This is a genomic window from Nocardioides pocheonensis, from assembly GCF_003725535.1.
Taxonomy (GTDB): domain Bacteria; phylum Actinomycetota; class Actinomycetes; order Propionibacteriales; family Nocardioidaceae; genus Marmoricola; species Marmoricola pocheonensis.
The window spans coordinates 175150-195333 of the sequence record NZ_RJSF01000047.1 but is presented as its reverse complement, the minus strand read 5'-3'; the positions used below and the strand labels follow the sequence as shown (position 1 = coordinate 195333).

The window sequence follows — 20184 nt, the reverse complement described above, 5'->3', positions numbered from 1 at the left end:
CGGGGTTGACGACCTCACTACGATAACCTCGTTATAGTGGTGAGGCAAGGAGTCCATATGGGGACGGATCTGGTCGGCCGCAGGCTCGTGGTGACAGGGGCGGCACGAGGCATCGGTGAACACGTGGCGCGAACGGCCGCCGCGCGCGGTGCCCGGGTGGCGCTGGTCGGGCTCGAGCCTGATCGGCTCCGGCTGTTGGCTGACGAGCTCGGCGCGACGGCTTCGTGGCATCTCGCTGACGTGCGCGACTCCGATGCCGTCAAGCATGCTCTCGACGAGAGCGCGGGAGCCATGGGCGGCATCGACCTCCTTGTCGCGAATGCGGGAGTAGTGGCCTACGGAACGGTGCGCCAGGCCGATGACGCGGCGTTCGAGAGGGTGGTCGACGTGAACCTGAACGGCACCTTCCGGACTCTTAAGCACGCAACTCCCCACCTGGAGCGCAGCCGTGGTCACGCGATGGTGGTGGCCTCGGCGTTGTCGTTTTTGGCGCTGCCGTCGATGGCGTCTTACGGCGCGAGCAAGGCGGGCGTCGAGATGCTGGCGCTGGCGTACCGGCAGGAGGTGGCGCACCTCGGTATCACGGTTGGGCTGGTGCACCCGTCGTGGGTCGAGACCGATCTTGTGACGAGCATTGAGCGGGACATCCCGTCTTTCGTCCGCATGCGCAGAGAACTGCCCTATCCGGGAAACGTGACGACGAGCGTGGACAAGGCGGCGGCGGCGATCGTCGACGGCCTGGTGAATCAGCGTGCCCGGGTCTACGTCCCGCGCGTCGTCGGCGCAGCGAGCTGGGGCAAGGCGGCGATCAGCTCTCCTGCGGCCTGGCAGTGGGCGCGGCGGTTTGCGGGGAAGTGGGTGCCGCGCCTCGAACGCGAGGTCGCGGCCGCGGGTCGCAATGAGCAGGCTGTGCCGCCGTCCACGGGGTACTGCGACTAGTACCGTCGTAACACTCACTCGGCCGCGGCTGGTGTGGAAAATTGGCTGACAGCACTCGTCCTGGGTGGGGTGCGCCTGGCCAGCAGTCTTCACCCGGCCGCAGGCAGCCTCACCACCACGACCCGGCGGCGCGATGCGGGAATCGCTCGTTCTACAGGCGGTCGTGTCGGGAACTTTGTCTTTGTCCTCGCGCTGATCTGCAAACGCCTCGCGTGAGGATGTTTCTCAGCAAATCGTTCGGTAGAAGGTGTGACCCAATCGCTCCTGGTGCGTCCGCGCCTGGATGGCGGCAGTCACCACGAGAGCCCGTCGGCGAAGTAGCGAAACCAGTGAACTCTCGTGTCCAGAAAGACGCCACGGTCGAGATGGCGACCGTGGAGCTCACCTGCGCACATCGGCCGGGTCCTACCCCGCGGTTGCAGCGCCGGCAGCCTTGCGGGATCCGGCGCCTTGGGACAGCTCCGTGATCGCGTCCTGCAGCCACGCCGTCCAGAACTCCTCCAGCCCGATCCCGGCTTGGAGGATGAGGTATTGCATACGGGCGACGTCGTCGAGTTCCCGGTCGGCGAAGTCGCGGGCAGCCACGGCCAGGTACTCGGCGTGTCGCGCAGAGTGGAACTCGTGGTGCTCCCGCATCTGGTCGACCAAGGGTCCGGGTCCCACGACACTGGCGGCACGAAGGCGGACCAGGAGAGCGTCGCGACCCGGCTTCGGCGGTTCAGAGTCGCCCACCCACCGGATCAGTTCGGCACGCCCCTCGTCGGTCACCTCGTAGGTCTTCGGATTCCCGCGGGCCGGCGTCGCCTGCGGAACGGCCCGAATCAGGGCTTCGGCTTCGAGCTTGGCGGTCTCGCGGTAGACCTGCTGGTGGGTCGCCTGCCAGAAGTAGCCGATAGAGCGATCGAAGCGCCGCGTCAGCGACAAGCCGGTCGAGGGCACCTCGAGCAACGCGGTGAGAATCGCGTGGCGCAGGGACACCAGGTTCACCTCCACTCGGTCGCAAGCACGGCCCGTAGCCTACGTGTGCCGCCTGCCCACAGCGGCGAACACCACGCCCGCGGCCCGGCGGCCGGCGGGCCGGCTTGGAGAGCGGCCGGGACCGGACCGCCGGGCCCTCCCTCGCAGGGCCCTCCCTCGCAGGGCCCTCCTCGCAGGACCCTCCCTTACAGGCTCGCTGCCAGCTCGACGCCTTGCTTGATCGCACGCTTGGCGTCCAGCTCGGCAGCCACCGCGGCCCCGCCGATCACGTGAGAGGAAACCCCCATCGCGGTGAGCTGGTCGTGCAGGTCGCGACGTGACTCCTGGCCGGTGCACAGCACCACGGTGTCGACCGCAAGCACGCTGGGCGCACCGGAGATCTCGACATGGAGGCCTTCGTCGTCGACGCGCACGTAGCGGACGTCCGGGATCATCACGACGCCACGGGCAGCCAGCTCGGCGCGGTGGATCCAGCCCGTGGTGACGCCGAGCCCGGCGCCGACCTTCGACGGTTTGCGCTGCAGGAGGTAGACCTCGCGCCTGCTGCGGGCCTGTCGGGGCTCGACCAGGCCGCCGTCGCCCTCGCCGTGGGGGTCGAAGCCCCAGTGTGCGCTGAACGCCTCGACGTCGAGGCTGTGGGAGGGGTGGTCCTGGGTGATGAACTCGGCGATGTCGAAGCCGATGCCGCCAGCACCCATGATGGCGACCCGGTCGCCCACGTCGGCCCCGTTCAGGACATCGAGGTAGCCGACGACGGACGGATGGTCGATCCCTTCGACCTCGGGCACCCGCGGTCGGACGCCGGTGGCGATGACAATCTCGTCGTACGCCGCGGCCGCCAGCTCCTGCGCCGACACGTGTCGACCCAGCGCGACCTCCACGTCGTTCTCGGCGAGCTCGGTCGTGAAGTAGCGCAGCGTGTGTGCGAACTCCTCCTTGCCGGGGATGCGTCGCGCCAGGTCGAACTGCCCACCGAGCGTCTCGGCACCGTCGAGCAGCTCGACGCGGTGGCCGCGGCGGGCAGTGGCGAGGGCGCAGGCCATGCCGGCCGGGCCGGCGCCGACGATCGCGACGTGCTTGCGTGTACGGACCGGTGAGAGCTCGATGATGGTCTCGTTGGCGGCCAGCGGGTTGACCAGGCATGAGGTGATCCGGCGCGAGAGCGTGTGGTCGATGCACGCCTGGTTGCAGCCGATGCAGGTGTTGATCCGGTCGGCCCTGCCGTGGGCTGCCTTGGTGACGAACTCGGGGTCGGCGAGGAACGGTCGAGCCAGCGAGACCAGGTCGCTGACGCCGTCCGCCAGCAGCCGCTCTGCCACGTCGGGTGCGTTGATCCGGTTGCTCGCCACCACGGGGATCCCGATCGACTGCTTGACCTTCGCGGTCACCTCGGTGAAGGCCGCCCGCGGCACCGACGTGGCGATGGTGGGCACGCGTGACTCGTGCCACCCGATCCCGCTGTTGATGATCGAGGCGCCGGCCGCTTCGAGCTCCTTGGCGAGCACGAGGTTGTCATCCAGGCTCGACCCGCCCGGGACGAGGTCGAGCATCGACATCCGGAACATCACGATGAAGTCGTCGCCGACACGCTGACGGGTGCGGCGGACGATCTCGGTGGCAAAGCGGCGGCGGCGCTCCGGGTCACCACCCCACGCGTCGTCGCGCTGGTTGGTGCGCGCGGCGAGGAACGTGTTGATGAGGTAGCCCTCGGACCCCATCACCTCGACACCGTCGTACCCGGCCTGGCGCGCGAGCTCGGCGGCGCGCGCGAAGTCGTCGATCGTCTGCTCGACCTCCGCAGCGGTCAGGGCGCGCGGTGCCCGCTTGTTGATGGGTGCCTGGATCGCGCTCGGGGCGACCAGGCCGTCGTGACCGGCGTACCGCCCGAAGTGCAGCACCTGCATGGCGATCCGACCGCCGGCCTCGTGCACCGCGTCGGTGATGACGCGGTGGTTGGCGACGTCCTCAGCGCGGGTCATGGCTGCACCGTGCTCGATGTGGCGACCCGGCTCATTCGGAGCGATCCCACCCGTCACGATCATCGCGACGTCGTGGCAAGCGCGCTCGGCGTAGAAGGCCGCCATCCGCTCGAACCCGCCTTCTACCTCCTCGAGCCCGAGGTGCATCGAGCCCATGATCACGCGGTTCGGCAGGACGACGTGACCCAGGTCGAGCGGGGCCAGCAGGTGCGGATAGGCGCTCATGGATTCTCCTCGGGTGGGGGCGTGGACGGAAGCGTAAGAAGAATCCGATAGTTGTGCAACAAGTTGCATAATGATTTGGGTTACAACGCCCGGGGCGACCGGAAAGGCCGATCGCCTCTGCGATCGCTCGCAGGCCGGTTTCCGCGATGTGGGGGAGTGCGGCAACAATTCCTCACGCCGACCGACGCGATCGTCGAGGGAGCGCGCGCGAGCTAGATGACGTTGACCCGGTCCAGGAACCGGGATGCGAGCTCATCATCGCCGGTGATCGTCACGTCACTGTCCCGCCACCCGGAGCGCTGCGTCCCCCAGTCGGGAAACGTCAGAGCAGGTGCCGTGATCTGAGCCGCGACCGGGCCGACCGGCGGGGCGAAGGCGCCCCTTTCGTCGATCCACCACGTGCCCCCGCCTGGTCCGGTCAGGGTGAGGCAGAGCCGGGCGTCGAGCCCGGGCACGGGCGCCTGGGCGACCTGGTTGTTCAGCACAGCGAGCATCCACGTGAGGACTGCTCCCATCCGGTCGGCATCTGTTGCCGGAGCGGTGCGCCCGAGGGCTGGAGCCATGTCGACTCGCAGGTGGGTGTGGTGGTCGAAGACTAGGGCGCCCCCGATCATCAGCCCGAGGGGAAATCGGCCGAGTTCCGCGAGAGATAGCCGCAAACGCCTCGCTGGCGTGCGACGCACGAGGTTGAGCAAGGTGATCGCGCGGCGGCTTGCGCGTTCGTACTCGGCCACGACCCGGGCGCGTGGCCACGTGCGGCGTGCTTCCACGGGATTCTCGTTGAGTGCTTCGAGGCTGGGCGCGCCGACTGATCGGAGTCCCGACGGCGTGTAGAAGCTGCGCGCCGTGGCGCCGATGTGGCCCACGACGTCAGCGATCCGCCATCCGTCCGCAGCGCTCGGTGCCGACCACTCCTCGTCCCCGAGGGACCGGATGAAGTCCACCATCGCGGTGCGCTCCGCCTTGAGTGCAGTGGCGATGTTGCGAAGGTCTGGCGGCGGGGGGCGGTAGGACATCGGGCTCTCCTTGTTGGAGCTCTGCATGAACGGATCGTTTCGCGTAGTGTACAACTGTGCATGCCGTGCAATCCACTGCATGGAGTGTTCGATCTGCTTCTTCTTGCAGAGGGCGTTGATGCGTGTCCCACGGGCACAGGCACTGCGTCGAGGCTGCGGATCCCATCGCGACGGCGTCCCTGGGAGGCGTTCGTAGGCGGACGACGGCGAGCCGCTGCCCTGGAGGAGGCGGTCGCTGCGTTCTCCGAGCAGCACTCGTCGGCGTCGTCAAATGCTGTTCGCGTCCGCGAAGGGTTTCGGCGCCGTTCTCGCTGGGTCCACGGCGCTCCTGTTGCCGAATGGCGAGGACCACTCTGCGATCGAGGGATCGATCTGATTTGGCCGCTGGCTCCGTCCCCGGGCGTCGGACCGCGAGCGCGAGCCGTCCGATCGATCAGCTCAAAGGCAGCAGGAGCAGGCCCTCGAGGTCTCCGTTGGTCCACACGCCATTGCCCGTCAGGTCCGTACCCGGCCGGTTCTGGTCATTCCAAGTCAGTTGCCCCGTGCCCAGGTCGTAGGTGGCGACATCCTGACCGCCGAGAGAACCCGGCGCGACTCGTGGCGCGTTCTGCGCACCGCGGGGGTTGGATTTCGTCGGCGGGTCTGCGCAATGCGCATCCTCGTCCATGGGCCTGTTGGACCCGTCGCTCGGTGAGCGCCATTCCTTCGGGTCGTATCCGTTTCTGCACGAGGGCTGGGAGCTCAGGACCAGGCCGAGCCGCACCTGGTGACCCTCAGGAGACTTGACCCCGAGGGTGTATCCCTGGGCTACGACGTACGGATAGACGACCAGGAGCTGGCGGATTCCAGGCAACCTCTTGACTGCGATCTCGCCGGTGGTGACCAGGTTATTGATCAGCTCTGCGAGGTCGACACCGTTCTGTTCGAGGAATGTATGCAGTTGGCTCACGGTCGCTGATCCGTTGTCGATCAGGGTCCGCAGCGCTTCGTCATTGTCGGCGAGGGTGTCGCTGAACAGAGCCAGGTCGCGCGCGAACGAACGGAGGGCCGAGCCCTTGGCGGCCTGGGTGCCGAGAACGGTATTGGATTGCTGAATGAGAGCCGTCGTCACGTCGAGGTTGTCGGTGGCGGTCTTGATGAACTCGTTGGAGTTGTCGATCAACCGGCCGAGGTCGTCGCCGGTGCCCTGGAACGCGGTGCCCAGCTCCGAGACCGTCGTGCGCAGCGAATCCTGGGGAACACTGCTCACGAACGCATCGACGCTGGTGAGGAACTGCGTCGGAGACACCTGGACGGCGGTGTCGCGCCGGCCGATCACCGAACCTTCCTTGAGGTGTGGGCCGGCATCGCTGCGCGGCTGGAGGTCGATGTACTGCTCGCCGAGCGGTGACATGTTGCCGACCTCTGCGAAGGTGTCGGCCGGGATGTCTGCCCAGGTGTTGTCGATGCACAGGATCGCGTCTACTCCCGTGCGAGTGAGCCGCATGTCGCACACACTGCCTACCTTGACGCCGCGATAGCTGACTTCGGCGCCGGTGAAGATGCCCCCGGACTGCGCGAGCTGGGCTGTCACCTGGTAGCTGGAGTCCACGAAGAGCAGGTCGAGGCGCGCGTACCGTGCGCCGACGTACGTGGTTCCCACGAGGGTGAGGACGAGGAACGCGACCAGTTGCCGCTTCGTGCGCGAGGTCAGCATGGAGCTTGTTCGAGGTGGGAGGCCCGCAGCACGAACTTCTGGATCTTCCCGGTCGAGGTGCGTGGCAGTGGACCGAAGATGATTCGCTTTGGCGCCTTGTAGCGTGCGAGACGTTCACGCACGTGGTCGATGAGCTCGTGCTCGGTTGCTTCGTGACCGACTCTCAGCACGACGTGCGCGACCGGTACTTCGCCCCAGCGGCCGTCCGGTACGCCGACGACCGCCACTTCCTGGACGGCGGGGTGGGTCGCGAGCGCTTGCTCCACCTCGATCGAGGTGATGTTCTCGCCGCCGGAGATGATGACGTCCTTCTTCCGGTCCTTCATCTCGACGTACCCGTCGGGGTGCATCACGGCGAGATCGCCGGTGCGGAACCACCCGTCGGGGGCCGCTGCCGCGGTCGCATCGTCGTCGTTGAGGTACCCGAGCATCATCGTGTTGCCGCGCAAGCAGACCTCTCCGGTGCTCATCCCATCGGCCGGCACGTCGGCGTAATCGTCGTCAAGCACACGGAGTCTGACACCGAGGTAGCTGGGCACTCCCTGGCGTGCCTGCAAGCTTGCGCGGTCTGCGGCGTCGAGCGCTTGCCAGCCGGGACCTGGCACGCAGACGACCGCGGGCCCGTGGGTCTCCGTGAGCCCATACGCTTGCATCACCTCGATGTGCACGTTCTCAGCGGCGCCGAGGAGCGCTGGGCTTGGTGCTGCCCCTCCTGTGAGGAACTGGATCGGTCCGGCATCGCGTTTGCTCAGCGCCTGCGGCGATTCCAGCATGCTGCTCAGGACGGCGGGCGCGCCTGACATGTGCGTGACTCCGTGGGCACCAATCAGGTTCCAGATGACGTCAGGCTCGACCTTCGGCAGGCACACATGCGTCGCAGCAGCAGCTGTGACCGCCCACGGGAAGCACCAGCCGTTGCAATGGAAGAGGGGGAGGGTCCACAGGTACGCTGACGTCGTATCCATCTTCGTGTGTCCCAGCATCGCCAGCGCCTGGAGGTACGCGCCACGGTGGTGGTACATCACGCCCTTGGGCTTGCCGGTCGTCCCGGAGGTGTAGTTCAGGGACAGGAGCGTGAGCTCGTCCTGGGGGAGGACTGCCGTCGGAGTGCCGCTCGCGACCAGACTCTCGTATCCCTCAGGATCGCCCGCGTCGTCGATCACGACGAGCGGCGGAGTGGTCATTGTCTCGAGCGCTTGCGTCGCCAGATCCAGCAGTGACCGGTCGACCACCAGGACGACCGCACCGCTGTGCTCGAGGATGTAGCCGATCTCCGGTGCGGCCAGGCGGGTGTTGATCATCACCAGAGGGGACCCCGCCCATGGCACGGCGAAATGCACCTCGAGCGCGAGACGGGTGTTCGGCGCCAGTACTGCGACCGGCTCGCCGTGAGCGAGCTGCGCCAAAGAGCCCGCAAGACGCTGGCACCGATCTCGGAGCTCGGCGTACGTGTAGCTGCGATCGCCGTCGACCACGGCGATGCGTCCTCCGTGTGCTTGCGCGGCTCGATCGAGGAAGGAAAGCGGTGTGAGTGGCTCAAACGACAACATCGGTCTTCCTCATCGTCGGGAACGCAATTAAAGGAACGTCATGGTTCCTTTGTCAAGGGTCGAACGACTTCGGTTGGCGAGAGGCCGCCGCGTCCTCAGGAATAGGTGGACTGCTTGGTCGATGATCGCGGCGTGCGCGTGGTGACTGCCGATCAGCGAGCAGTTACCTCGGGCCCCGGCGTGGCGGGCATCGAGCGGTTCAAGCCGCGGCCAGCACCATGGCATTGCAGCCGATTCTGTGGTGATCCTTGACAAAGGAACCCACCTGTTCCTTTACTTGAACCTGATGCGGCGGCAGTCGCCGCCCCGGTCCGAGAAGGGCACAGCATGGCGTTCCACGCATCGGTGCATGAAGGGGTCGCGACCTTCACGCTCGCCAACCCGCCGCAGAACCGGCTCAACACCGAGCTGATGCTCGGGTGCGCTGCGGCGGTCGAGCAAGTCAAGGGCGACGAGAGCATCCGCGTCGTCGTTCTCCGCGCAGAAGGCGAGGATTTCTCCTACGGGGGCGAGATCGCCACGTGGGACATGGTGGAACCCGACGCCATGGTCGAGCTCTTCGGAGTGGGACTCCAGGTGAGCAACGCCCTCGAGCAACTGCCCGTGCCCGTCATCGCTTCGGTGCAGGGCAACTGCTTCGGCGGCGGCTTCGAGATCGCGCTTCGGGCCGATCTGATCATCGCAGCCGAGTCTGCCCGGTTCTGCCACACGGAGGGAGCAATCGGCATGTTCACACTGCTCGGCGGAGTTCAGCGCGTCGCCGAACGCGCCGGTCGGGGCCGCGCCGCGCGATGGGCCCTGACGTCGGAGAAGATCTCTGCCGCGGACGCGATGGCGGCCGGTGTCGTCGCCGAGGTCGTGCCTGATGGTGAGCTCGAAGCCGTCACCGGGCAATGGGCCGCGCGGCTCGCACGGGGCGCCACGCGCGCCCACGCGACCCACAAGGCTCTCCTCGCCGCGTGGGCCAGCGGCGGCGTCGCCGCTGCCGACGAGCTCATCCCTGAACTGGCCCGAGCCCTCCTGCGCACGGACGACGCGAGGCACGGCGTCGCGTCAGCGGTCCAGGCAGACGCAGCCGGCTTGCGTCGCACCGAACTCCAGTTCAGCGGCCGCTGAGCCATCAGAAAGGACCCGACCAACATGACCATCACGACCGAGGACCCCATCGCGGCAACCCGCGCAGAAGTGAGCGCGTGGTTCTTCGAGGACTACCTCCCTCGCTGGGTCGCCGCGGCCCAGGGTGCCGAGCCGCCCGAGTTCATCCACCAGTACTGGGGCACACCGATGCACGTCACCGGTCTGGAGCAGTCGTTCTGGTGCCTGGACGACCAGAGCGTGCTGGCATTCCTCGAGTTCAACTACGCGCCGCTGCGCGAGTCGGGCTACAGCCACACCGTGGTGCCGGATCGCCGCGTGTTCGTCTACAGCTCGGTGGGCGCCGCCATCGAGGTGATCTGGTCACGACGCAGCGCGGACGACGTCGAGATCCAGCGATGGGCCACGCACTTCGAGGTCGCGAAGTCCGACCAAGGGTGGCGGGTCGTCGGCGTACAGGCTGCGGGCACCGACAAGGACAACCTCGACGACGTCTGGCCACGTGGCGTGTCTGGTGGCGAGGATGTCTGAGCCGGTCTACCCGGCCCTGGTGATGCCGGAGGGCGTAGATCGCCACAAGGGGACGGTCTGGAACAGTCGTGGAGTCGCGCTCGATGCCGACGTGTACCGCCCCACGACGGTCGCGCCCGAGGCCGTTCTGCCAGCCGTCGTGCTCTGTCATGGGTGGGGAGGTAGCAAGCTGACGGCGGAACGCTATGCGGCGCTGTTCGCCTCGGCGGGCATGATCACCATGACGTTCACCCAGAGCAGCTGGTTCGGATCGGGCTCCCCGCTGGAGCTCGTCGGCGCTTCGCCTGCGCCCGACGACGCGAACGAGGCCCTCGCCCGCGTTCGGTACATTCGAGATCTCGTGGACCCGTTCGAGTGGGCCTCGAACCTGCGCTCGGCGATCGACTACATCGAGGGAGAGCCAAACGTCGATCGGACCCGGATCGGGCTGTGGGGCACCAGTTTCGGCGGCGGCATCGCCGTCTACCACGCCGCACACGACGACAGGGTGAGGGCGTTGGTCGTGCAGGTCCCGGCGATCGCTCCTCTGGGCGGACCGATCGCGGACTACGCGCGCCAACGGGCGATCGCGATGGCGCGCGGTGACGCCGCTCCGGTCCCGCAGGGTGTCGACGCATGGCCCAACCTGGCCGGAACCCCCCACCTCGGGACGCTCGCGCACTTCAGCCCGCTCGCACAGGTCGAGCGACTTCGTGTCCCCACGCTGATTCGGGATGCTGCCGAGGAGGAGTTCTTCCCCGCGGCCGAGAACGGCGAGCGCGCAGCGCAGATCCTGCGGAGCGGGGGAGCAGTCGAGGTCGACTACGAGGTGATCCCCGGGATCAGCCACTACGGGATCTACTTCGAGGGATACGAGCAGGGCAGCCAGGACGCGCTCACGTGGCTGGAGCGTCACCTGTGACGTCGTACGCCTCGCATGTCGAGGTGCCGACCAGCCTTGGGTCGCTCAGTGTCCAGGACGGCGGCCCCGCCGACGGCGCTGTGGCGTTGCTGTGGCCGAGCCTGTTCAGCGATGGCGCAACCAGCTGGGGAAGCCAGCTCGCCGTGCTGCACGACCTAGGGTGGAGGACGCTGCTGGTCGACCCGCCGGGGGCGGGGCAAAGTCCTCCGGCGTCGCGGCCCTTCACCATGGAGGATTGTGCCCGGGCTGCCGTCGACGTGCTCGACATTGCAGCCGTGGATCGCGCGGCCTTGCTCGGGTTGTCCTGGGGCGGGTTCGTGGCGCTGCGAGTCGCGCTCGCCGAACCTGACCGAGTCATGGGTCTGGTTCTGTCCAACTCGAGTGCCCGCCGCGCCCCGGCGATGCTGCAGCTGCGGGACCGGCTGGCGGCGCACCTGCTCCGGACGGGCCTGCTGCGGAGCCCGGGCAAGCTGATCGCGTCCGGGATGCTCAGTATGCAATCGCGACGTGTATGCCCCGAGCTCGTTGCCGACGTGGCCAACACCGTGAACACCATGGATGCCAAGGGCCTGGCTATAGCGATGCGCTCGGTGCTAGTCGACCGCACTGACATCGTTGACGCCCTCCCCAAGATCACGGCGCCTGCTCTGGTCATCGCCGGCGCGGAGGACGCCGCACTGCCGATCGACCACTCGACACAGCTCGCGGCAGGGATCCACGGCGCACGACTCGAAACGCTTGCTGGTGTCGCCCACCTTGCTCCGCTCGAAGCCCCCGAACCGGTCTCGGCACTCCTGCGGGACTTCCTCGCAACGCTCGATCGCTGAGCATCGCTCCGCGCTTTCCACGACTAGCTGTGAGCGCCACGAGTCGGCCGAGTCACCTGTCGTAAAGCGCCCAACGTGGTTGAGAGAACGGAATCCATGATGACGAACCGCACCAGCGCACAGTCCGGGCAATCCACGCTACGCCCTGACCGGACACGTCCGCGCATCTCCGCTGCGTTCGCAACCTCGCTCGAGACTCCAGAACACGTGCGCATTGCCGAACAGCTGGGATACGAGCGGGCTTGGCTCTACGACACCCCGCAACAGAGCCCCGACGTGTGGATGTGCCTCGCCCTGGCAGCAGAGCGCACGAGCTCGATCGGACTCGGACCGGGTGTTCTCGTCCCGACCTTGCGGCACCCGATGGTCAACGCCAGCGCAACCGCGGCACTCGAACGGTTAGCGCCCGGCCGGGTTGCGGTGGGATTCGGCACCGGTTACACGGGTCGTCTGGCAATGGGGCAGCCAAAACCGATTCCTTGGTCCTACATGGGCCGTTACATCACGACGTTCCAGGCGCTGCTCCGCGGTGAGACGGTCGAGTGGGAAGGCGGATGCCTGCGCATGATGCACCCTGCGGGCTCCGGACCGTCGGCACCGCCGACGATCCCGGTGTACATCAGCGCGATCGGTCCGAAAGGTGTCGAGGTGGCCCGGTCCCTGACGGACAACCTGCTTGCGGTGGGCGGCGTGCCCGCAGGAGCAGAACGGTTCGAGAACGTCTCAGTCCTGGTGTTCGGGTCCGTGCTCGATGACGGTGAACCGCTGGACTCGGACCGCCTTCGAACTGCGGCCGGTCCCGCTCTCGCGCAGACCTTCCACCTCTCCTTTGAGTTTGGAGGCGACGTCGCCGTCCGTGCTCTGCCTGGCGGGCCCCAGTGGCTCGACAGCATCAGGGGCGTGCCGGACCGCGAACGTCACCTCGCAGTCCATGCCGGTCATCTCATCGCGATGAACGACGCGGATGGGGCGGCCTGGGACGCGGGCGCTCACACGATCCTCGAACACGTCACGCTGACCGGTACCGCCGAGTCAGTCCTGGACAAGGTGCGTGCCCTTGCCACCCAGGGCGCCACGGAGGTTCTTTACCAGCCTGCCGGCGACATCCCTCGGGAGCTGGAGCGTTTCGCGGCAGCCGTGGGCGATGCCGAAAACTGACCGCTCCGTGCACGGACTGAGGTCCTCATAGAGCCCAGGGACTCTCGAGTTGTTACGTAGCGAACTGCTTTCGCTCACGACCGCATGTTTCAGCGATCGTGAGCCGCAGCGTCGCCGTGCGGTGCTCATGAGCGAAGGGCTGACGACAGGTTTGCGCTGGTCGCAGACACGTCGGTGCTGTCGTTGGGCTACAACAGCCCTCCGTGCTCGTGCCCCGCTCTCGGCGAACTGCTTCTCGGCCGATTGGCCGCCGAGCGGTTAGTCGGAGATCGCCTCCGTCGAGCTGAACGACCAGCTCATGCCCTTACGCTGCGACCTCGCCGGCTGAGCTCGAGCGCAGCCTCGTGGGAGGCTCGCGCCCGCTCCGGCTCGTCGCCCAGGCCGACCGAGAATGTCACCCCCATCGGAAGCATGATCCGTGCTGGCGGGTCGTCGAACCTCGAGAAATGGTCGCCGAGTTCGAGCGTGATGTAACCGTGCACGTAGCTCCACAACGAGGCGGCGACCACCTGGGAATCTTGCGCCTCGACTCGGCCGGACGCTACGAGCCGCGAGCACGCGTCCGCCAGGTGCGCGTAGGCGGCCTGGAAGGCTGGGGAGTGACCGCTCCTGCGGACGTCCTTGTCGGGGGTGGGGCGATATGTCGAGCGGGTCGAAAGCCCGAACATCAGGTCGTAGAGGTGGGGATTCGCACGGGCAATTTCCCGGCTCGTCAGCGCCAACATGAAGAGGTCGAATATTGGGTCGTCAGTGTTCGGCACGTCGGCGAACGCCTTCTCCATCTCGAAGAACCCACGATCGACAACCGCGCGGATCAACTCCGGAATCCCGCCGAAGTGGCTGTACACGACCATTGTCGACATACCGGCCTCGGACGCCACTGTGCGCACCTTGATGGCGGAGGGGCCATGTTCCGCCAGCAGTTTGATTGTGGCTTCCACTAGGCGTTCCGGGACGCCGTTCGACGTCGGTCCTTCGGACATGGTTCCCATGCTTCCACTTGGTGTCACGGAGCACGTCTAGCAGGTCCGTGAGTGCTTGACCGAGGTAGTGTAACTTCGTTATTCTTTCCATCGTCTCGTCCAGATAAGGATTCGCCACGGCAGAAGCGAGGCGAAGCTTCGAAGTCGAAGACATCGATGGTGGCCTGACTGAGGGCAATGACATCGGCAACCTGGATAAGAAGTCCCTTCGGATTCCTCCATTCGCGGTGGTCCTGGGCGGAGGAATGACATGACGGAGATCGGCGCGGCCGCGGACCCCCCTGCGGGCACCGTCCGCGAAGTTGACGGGTTCGCTGTCGGACATGGACGCGGGAAGTACTTTGCGGTGAGCCGTCGATGTCGCCACCTGGGGGCTGACCTCGCAGACGGGACTGTGGACGAGGACGGATGCCTGGTCTGTCCTTGGCACCGCGCGGCGTACGACGTCGACTCCGGCCGTATGACGCGCGGTCCTCGAGGCTTCTATTCGAAGGTCCCAGGCCTGGAACCGTTGTTGAAGTCCTTGACGTGGGTGCTGCCGTTGCGACGCCGTCGCGTGGTGCTGCGTCGCGGCCGGCTCTTCCTCGAGGCTGACGTTGGGGGAGGTCGTCGGCGTGCGTGAGGTCGACTCCCGGCGGCGTTCGGCCGCCTCCCCGCGTCGTCGTTCCCAGCACGGTTCGTTGCGCGAAACCTTGGTCAAGGTGGGCCGAGAGCTGATCCGATCGGAGGGTCTCGACGCTGTCAGTCTTCGCGCCGCCGCCACGGCGGCGGGCGTCTCGGCAGCCGCGCCATACCGCCATTTTGCCAACAAGGATGCTCTTCTCGCGGCCATCCTGGTCGATGGTCTGGAGGACTTGCGTGACCTGCTCGCCGCGCCCGTCGACGGCGGCACCGAGGTCGAGAGGCTCGGCACCCTCGGGCACCGATTCGTCGACTTCTGCACCACCGAGCCGGACCTCCTCCGGTTGCTTGCGGTCGCCGATGTGGTGTGTTCGTCCGGACCGGAGCTAGGGGCCGTTCGTCGTTGGATTCTCGAGTGCTTTGCCGGGCCTCCGGACATTGCGGAAGGCGCCACTGAAGGAAACAATGCGCTGCGGGGCCGCGCGCTACTTGCTATTCAAGGCAAGTTGCAGGGCTTGGCGGCGCTCATGTCGGGTCGTCATGTGACCGATGTCGAAGCTTATGCGCTTGCGGAAGTGTTGTTGCGTCCGAGCTCGGCTGCTCGCCCATGAGGGTGCGTGGCAAAGCCGTGAAGACACCGCTGATGGCATCTTGTGGCGCTGAGTCCGGCGCAACGTATCGGGTGCCGCTTCGGCACAGTTTCATCCCTGAGGCGCCTGGCGCGCGGGGGACAATCGTGAGGTTGGCAAGCGAGTCCCGAACGTCTGCTCGGACAACGTCGTCAAGCCGCGGTTCTACACCACGGTCTTCTTCCACGAAGCCAACCCGGAGTTCTTCATCGTGGGCGGCGAGCCGCGCAACCGTTTCGCCTAGAGCGCCGTCGGGCGCGCCGCTCGAGCCGCTGACAAAGGTGCAGTCCGCATGAGGATTGCCCTGCATCAGGGCCTGCAGATCTCGCTGGATGTGGTCCGCGAGATCACTTGAGCCCTTCGTGCTTGACCGACGCCGCGAGCAGAAGCTCACGTCGAGGTCTTGGGTCGGGAGGCTTGGACGATCGACGGCATGGCGCCGCCCGACAGTTGGTCCGATGCGGAGCTGTGGGCCGGCGATTGGTCGGAATTCGTCCGCTACGCGCAGAACTTCAATGAAGATCGGAGAACGACATGAACCAGGTAGTGACCCCAAAGATGCTTCTCGACGAACACGGTGTGACGTGCGTGCAGACCGGGCCGGTCGTCGAGGTCACCTTGAACCGACCCGAAGTGCGCAACGCGATGCGGCCTAGCACTTGGACGACCTTGGCCGCCGTAGGCAAGTCGATCGATGAAGACGTCCGGGCGGTTGTGGTGCGGGGCGCCGGCGAGGCATTCTGCGCTGGCATCGACCTGCGGCTGGTCGCCGGCGATGCGGTCGGAGACGACGCTCCGTTGTCCGCTCTATTCGAGGCATCACAGGTTGAGTTCGACCGCCTGGTCGCGGCGTACCAGGAGGGGTTCGTGTGGCTTCGGGACCCACGTTTCATCAGCGTCGCGGCGGTGCAGGGTCATTGCATGGGAGCAGGCTTTCAGTTCGCGCTGGCGTGTGACGTGCGGGTCGCTAGCGACGACGCGAAGTTCTGCATGCGCGAAGCTGCCCTCGGTCTGGTCCCTGACCTGACCGGTACCAAGCACCTCGTCGACGCGGTCGGATACTCGCGAGCGCTGGAGTGGACGGCCAGCGCGAGATTCGTCGAGGCCGAAGAAGCGCTGGCCAGTGGCGTGGTCAACAAGGTTGTGCCGCGCGCAGACTTGGACAGCGCAGTCGGTGAGATGGTCTCCGCTCTGACTGCTCATCCGCACGACGCGGTGAGCGCAACGAAGTCGCTCCTGCAGGGGGCGGTCGAGCGCACCTTCGACGACCAGCGGGCTGCAGAGCGAATTGCACAGTTCCACCGGTTTGCTGCCCTGGCCGCCGGAGGGGTCGAGGTCGAACTCAGTGGCGCCACTGGCGCGCGTTCGCACGTCAGGTGAGCCGGACATGTTGACGATTGCGTCATCGAGCGCGTCCGAACCAGACCTTCAGGTCTAATCGCCCGGCGGATCCAGTATCGCGAGAGCTGGCGCGTACTGCGGGGAGTTGGATCGTCGGGGACCTTTACGGTGACCTGACGATCTCCGGTCCGGTGGTCATGCGAATACCGACAACGTTGCGACTCCTGCAGGTATCGCGACAACGCCGGTGAGTTGCCAATGGGTCATCCGCTCACCCAGTACCAGGAACCCGAGGACTCCTGCAACGCGCCGAACGTCGAAGAGGGCACGGCGGCTATGGCGATATCGGAGCGTGCGCCCCATGCATACAGGAAGAAGGCCGCTACCTCGGTGACGCCCGGAACCACTACGAACCCAAGGCAAGAGCGTGGGACCCGCAATCGTCCGGTGGCGAGCATTGGCAGCGTGAGAAGCGCGGTACCTATCAACTTGGGCGGCAAAACCACCAGTGGCAGTGGAAGGAAGCTGCTGCGTCCTGAGGCGTACAACGCGACGCCGCCCACCAACGCACCGCAGAGGGGATAGAGAACGACTCGCCGCCGATCTACCGATGCGCCGCTTACTCGACGGTTTGGCCGAGTGAATCGCCCCGGGTTTCGTGGAGGCTCGGTTACTTGGAACCAGCCCCGGTCGGGACGGGTGTTTGAGGGTAGTGCTCGGGCCTGATGCTGGCCCAGTGGTTGGCCTCGAACTCGGCGGGTGGGATGAGGCCAATCTCGCCGTGAAGGCGGCGGTGGTTGAACCAGTCGACGTATTCGGCGACGGCGATCTCGACGTCGGTCACTGACTTCCAACCGCCTCTGGGGCGCATGGCCGGGTTGCGGATGCATTCGGCCTTGAACAGCGAGTTGAGCGCTTCGGCCATCGCGTTGTCAGAATTTTGCTACCTGGAGCGCGGGCTGATCCGCGCCGGTGAGTCGCGACGGCTGGCTCTCTGAACAGCTGCGCCGCTATACGACGGAGATGACGACATCACCGCTGTACCTCCTGCCAAGGAACCCGCCAGCCCCGCTGCCGGCGGCACTGCCGAACGGCCTGACCTCAGACGACGCCGATCGGATCGCTGAGGCCATCGCGGCCGCACGCACCGAGTCCACCCGCAAGATCTACGCCTACACCTGGGGCCAGTGGGCCCGCTGGTGCGCCGGCCGCGGGCTCGCCTCGCTGCCGGGCGACCCGGCAGCACTCTGTGCCTACCTGACCGAACGCGCCGAAGCCGGGATCGCCGTGGTCAGCCTCGACGGGGCCTGCACCGCGATCCGACACGTCCACCGGATGCACGACCTACCCGACCCGGTCGCCTCCGAGACCGTGCGCCAGGTCCGCCTCGGCCTGCGCCGCACCTACGGCACCGCGCCCCGACAACTCGCCCGGCCACTGTCCACCGACGACATCCGCCAGATCCTCGACCACCTCGACCGCACCACCCCGCCCGGGATCCGCGACGCCGCGATCATCCTGCTCGGCTACGCCTCCGCCATGCGCCGCTCCGAAATCATCGGACTCGACCTGCCCGACGTCCGCGAGGAACCCGACGGCGTATTGGTCACCATCCGCAAGTCGAAGACCGACCAAGAAGGCCACGGCCAGATCGTCGCGATAGCCCGTGGCAAGAACCCGACCACAGACCCGGTCGCGGCGATGGCTGCCTGGCGCAAGCTCCGCGGCCACCAGCCCGGACCGCTGTTCACCCGCTTCTACCGCAGCCAGATCAGCCTCGAAGCCCTCGCCGGAGAATCCGTGAGCCGCATCCTCCGCAGGCGCGCCAAGGAAGCCGGCCTCGACGCCGAACGCATCACCGCCCACTCCCTGCGCGCCGGACACGCCACCACCGCCGCCCTCGGCGGCGTTCCCCTCGCCCGGATCGCGGCCCAAACCCGGCACAAAGACCTCTCCGTCCTCGTCAACCGCTACATCCGGCCCCTCGAAGCCCTGGCCACCACCTCAAGCCGCAACCTCGGCCTATGACGTGCTGCTGGGTCTGCGCTCCGTGGACCGGGCAGCTCCGCGACCGTACTCTTCGACGCCTGCGAAAGCCGCAGATCCCAGCCGGTAGCGTCTATGTCGGCACGTGCGTCATGTCGGTCGCAACAGCGGAGGGAACGGATGGGCTTGAAGGACGAGGTCGTCGCGGAGTTCGAGCGTCTGGAAGAAGATCTCCTGTACACCGAGAAGGCGCACTTCGCAGCCGCGGAACACTTCCGCGCTCTCCACTACCTACTCGGCGTGACGGCAGCGGTCGCCTCCGGTGCCACCGCGGCCAGCGCCTTCAAAGACCGTTCGACGCTTGCAGCCGCACTGTCGATCGTGGCAACCGTCGCCGCGGCGCTGGTGACCTTCCTCAAACCCGAGGCGGCGGCAGCGCGGCACGTGGACGCAGCCCGTCAGCTCGGCGACCTCCGGTTTCGCATCCGACAGGCCCGTCTGCTCGATGCCCACGAGGAGTCGCAGCTCGCCGACGGCCAGCTTCGTGAGCTAGCGCGGACCTTCACTGCCGAGAAGCAGGCTCTACTCGCCGACGCCCCGACAACCAGTCCCTTTGCGTTCTGGAGAGGCAGTCGCAAGATCAAGTCCGGCCACTTCGAATACCAGGCAGGGAACGGGCCTAACGACGGGCGACCTGGCGCATGACCCCCGTCGCGCTGATGCGATAGTTCGCCATCTGCAGACTCACCTCGTAGCGCTCCGCGATGTCCGCGGCAGTCGCACCGGCGCGGAGCGTTGCGACGAGCAACTTGCGCGGCAGCAGCAGGCAACCGGCGAGCCAGTTCGCCTCCTGCTCCTCATCTGGGTCGCAGCCGAAGAACGTGAGTTCTCCGATCGTGTGCACTTCCTTGACGGCGTGCTTGAGCAGCACGTGCGAGAGCTCATGTGCGATGTCACTCGTCCGTCGCCCCGGGCTGGCAAGCGGATTCCACACGATGACCTTCCGATCGCCGATCTCGAAGGTACAGGCCGAGAACGCACCGGGCTGAAGACGATCGATCTCTGCCAGTCGGGCGACGTCGATCAGGTCACCGGCAGAACGCAGTTCGGCGCCCCGCTCTGCAGCGAGACGATCAAGTGGCAGCGCATCGGTCTTTCCGAGACCGAGCTCGTCACGAACCTGCTCGCCAAGGCGCTCGGCCTCGGCCTTGAAACCACGACGCACTGCTAGATGGCTTCCTCGACGAGCGACTGGTGCATGTCCTCAAGTGCGCTCGCCAACAGCGTGCCGACCTCGGGCAGAAAAGTCTGGCTTGATCGAAGGTGGACTGCGAAGGCAGGACTGGGTGCCGCGAGCTCGGTGTACATGTCCTGGATGAGCGCCATCATCTTGTTGGCTGCGGTGGCGTCCAGTCGGCCGTCGGTGTAGAGGTGTCGCGCAATCAACTCGGGCGTTGATGGCCTCTGGCCGGGAGCCTCGAACAGCCCCTGGCCGGGTGCGCTTAACCAGTTCACGATGCGTTCGTAGTTGCGCAGCTCGGGCACGTGCCCTCGCTCGACGCGGGAGAGGGTGTTGAAGCTGACTCCGATCTCCGCCGCCAGATCACGCAGGGATTGGTGACGGCGGCGTCTTTCGGCACGGAGAGCAACTCCAAGCGCAGGCTGCAGTCTTTCGTCACTCATTTCGACCCCTTGAAGTGCACACAGCCGGGCACCCAAATGGATAGTG

Annotated in this window: 20 protein-coding genes; 11 read left to right on the top strand and 9 right to left on the bottom strand. The window is 66.6% G+C overall.

The window, feature by feature from the left end; all coding sequences use genetic code 11:
• Positions 1 to 57: 57 nt before the first annotated feature.
• Entirely contained in the window at positions 58 to 939 is an 882-nt protein-coding gene (locus EFL26_RS21615) for a short-chain dehydrogenase/reductase (protein ID WP_123224987.1), read from the top strand.
• A 405-nt stretch (positions 940 to 1344) separates the two neighbouring features.
• Here the strand turns inward: EFL26_RS21615 and EFL26_RS21610 are convergent, their stop codons facing one another.
• From EFL26_RS21610 to EFL26_RS21590, 5 genes are all read right to left on the bottom strand, one after another.
• Entirely contained in the window at positions 1345 to 1917 is a 573-nt protein-coding gene (locus tag EFL26_RS21610) for a PadR family transcriptional regulator (RefSeq protein WP_123225143.1), read from the bottom strand.
• A 185-nt stretch (positions 1918 to 2102) separates the two neighbouring features.
• Entirely contained in the window at positions 2103 to 4121 is a 2019-nt protein-coding gene (locus tag EFL26_RS21605; RefSeq protein ID WP_123224986.1) for an NADPH-dependent 2,4-dienoyl-CoA reductase, read from the bottom strand.
• Between the two features lie 212 nt (positions 4122 to 4333).
• Complete coding sequence (locus EFL26_RS21600; RefSeq protein WP_183408318.1) at positions 4334 to 5137, bottom strand: maleylpyruvate isomerase family mycothiol-dependent enzyme; 804 nt, start codon at positions 5135 to 5137, stop codon at positions 4334 to 4336.
• Positions 5138 to 5570: 433 nt separating this feature from the next.
• Entirely contained in the window at positions 5571 to 6833 is a 1263-nt protein-coding gene (locus EFL26_RS21595; RefSeq protein ID WP_123224984.1) for an MCE family protein, read from the bottom strand.
• Positions 6827 to 8383, bottom strand: coding sequence for an AMP-binding protein (locus EFL26_RS21590; RefSeq protein ID WP_123224983.1), 1557 nt, complete (start codon positions 8381 to 8383; stop codon positions 6827 to 6829). The genes EFL26_RS21595 and EFL26_RS21590 overlap by 7 nt, the downstream gene beginning before the upstream one ends.
• 327 nt (positions 8384 to 8710) lie before the next feature.
• Between EFL26_RS21590 and EFL26_RS21585 the strand changes: the two genes are divergently transcribed.
• The 5 genes from EFL26_RS21585 to EFL26_RS21565 all read left to right on the top strand — a co-directional run bounded on the left by EFL26_RS21585 (position 8711) and on the right by EFL26_RS21565 (position 12895).
• Positions 8711 to 9499 carry an enoyl-CoA hydratase/isomerase family protein gene (locus EFL26_RS21585; RefSeq protein ID WP_123224982.1) on the top strand — a complete coding sequence of 263 codons (789 nt, stop codon included), beginning with the start codon at positions 8711 to 8713 and terminating at the stop codon, positions 9497 to 9499.
• 24 nt (positions 9500 to 9523) lie between these two features.
• Complete coding sequence (locus EFL26_RS21580) at positions 9524 to 10009, top strand: DUF6841 family protein (RefSeq protein ID WP_123224981.1); 486 nt, start codon at positions 9524 to 9526, stop codon at positions 10007 to 10009.
• Positions 10002 to 10910, top strand: coding sequence for an alpha/beta hydrolase (locus EFL26_RS21575; RefSeq protein WP_123224980.1), 909 nt, complete (start codon positions 10002 to 10004; stop codon positions 10908 to 10910). Before EFL26_RS21580 ends, EFL26_RS21575 begins: the two co-directional genes overlap by 8 nt.
• Positions 10907 to 11737 (top strand): alpha/beta fold hydrolase, encoded by an 831-nt coding sequence (locus EFL26_RS21570; protein ID WP_183408317.1) that lies wholly within the window; start codon positions 10907 to 10909, stop codon positions 11735 to 11737. Before EFL26_RS21575 ends, EFL26_RS21570 begins: the two co-directional genes overlap by 4 nt.
• Before the next feature lie 99 nt (positions 11738 to 11836).
• Positions 11837 to 12895 carry an LLM class flavin-dependent oxidoreductase gene (locus EFL26_RS21565; protein WP_123225142.1) on the top strand — a complete coding sequence of 353 codons (1059 nt, stop codon included), beginning with the start codon at positions 11837 to 11839 and terminating at the stop codon, positions 12893 to 12895.
• A gap of 296 nt (positions 12896 to 13191) precedes the next feature.
• Here EFL26_RS21565 and EFL26_RS21560 read toward each other — a convergent pair whose 3' ends face one another.
• Positions 13192 to 13878 (bottom strand): TetR/AcrR family transcriptional regulator, encoded by a 687-nt coding sequence (locus tag EFL26_RS21560; protein ID WP_123224978.1) that lies wholly within the window; start codon positions 13876 to 13878, stop codon positions 13192 to 13194.
• A 250-nt stretch (positions 13879 to 14128) separates the two neighbouring features.
• On the opposite strand from EFL26_RS21560, the gene EFL26_RS25040 reads away from it, so the two are divergent.
• The 3 genes from EFL26_RS25040 to EFL26_RS21545 all read left to right on the top strand — a co-directional run bounded on the left by EFL26_RS25040 (position 14129) and on the right by EFL26_RS21545 (position 16508).
• The gene (locus EFL26_RS25040) at positions 14129 to 14500 is read left to right on the top strand and encodes a Rieske (2Fe-2S) protein (protein WP_123224977.1); all 372 of its coding nucleotides are present in this window, start codon (positions 14129 to 14131) and stop codon (positions 14498 to 14500) included.
• Positions 14493 to 15110 (top strand): TetR/AcrR family transcriptional regulator, encoded by a 618-nt coding sequence (locus EFL26_RS21550; RefSeq protein ID WP_183408316.1) that lies wholly within the window; start codon positions 14493 to 14495, stop codon positions 15108 to 15110. The genes EFL26_RS25040 and EFL26_RS21550 overlap by 8 nt, the downstream gene beginning before the upstream one ends.
• Positions 15111 to 15662: 552 nt before the next feature.
• The gene (locus EFL26_RS21545; RefSeq protein ID WP_246000321.1) at positions 15663 to 16508 is read left to right on the top strand and encodes an enoyl-CoA hydratase/isomerase family protein; all 846 of its coding nucleotides are present in this window, start codon (positions 15663 to 15665) and stop codon (positions 16506 to 16508) included.
• Positions 16509 to 17139: 631 nt separating this feature from the next.
• On the opposite strand, the gene EFL26_RS21540 is transcribed toward EFL26_RS21545, so the two are convergent.
• Positions 17140 to 17394, bottom strand: coding sequence for an IS3 family transposase (locus tag EFL26_RS21540; RefSeq protein ID WP_123224974.1), 255 nt, complete (start codon positions 17392 to 17394; stop codon positions 17140 to 17142).
• A 98-nt stretch (positions 17395 to 17492) separates the two neighbouring features.
• On the opposite strand from EFL26_RS21540, the gene EFL26_RS21535 reads away from it, so the two are divergent.
• A complete protein-coding gene (locus EFL26_RS21535) occupies positions 17493 to 18497 on the top strand; it encodes a site-specific integrase (protein WP_123224973.1) in 1005 nt (334 codons plus the stop codon).
• Positions 18498 to 18635: 138 nt separating this feature from the next.
• Entirely contained in the window at positions 18636 to 19160 is a 525-nt protein-coding gene (locus tag EFL26_RS21530) for an SLATT domain-containing protein (RefSeq protein WP_183408315.1), read from the top strand.
• On the opposite strand, the gene EFL26_RS21525 is transcribed toward EFL26_RS21530, so the two are convergent.
• Entirely contained in the window at positions 19135 to 19680 is a 546-nt protein-coding gene (locus tag EFL26_RS21525; protein ID WP_123224971.1) for an ImmA/IrrE family metallo-endopeptidase, read from the bottom strand. The two genes, EFL26_RS21530 and EFL26_RS21525, sit on opposite strands and share 26 nt — an antisense overlap.
• A 2-nt stretch (positions 19681 to 19682) precedes the next feature.
• Positions 19683 to 20138 carry a helix-turn-helix domain-containing protein gene (locus tag EFL26_RS21520; protein ID WP_183408314.1) on the bottom strand — a complete coding sequence of 152 codons (456 nt, stop codon included), beginning with the start codon at positions 20136 to 20138 and terminating at the stop codon, positions 19683 to 19685.
• Positions 20139 to 20184 lie beyond the last annotated feature (46 nt).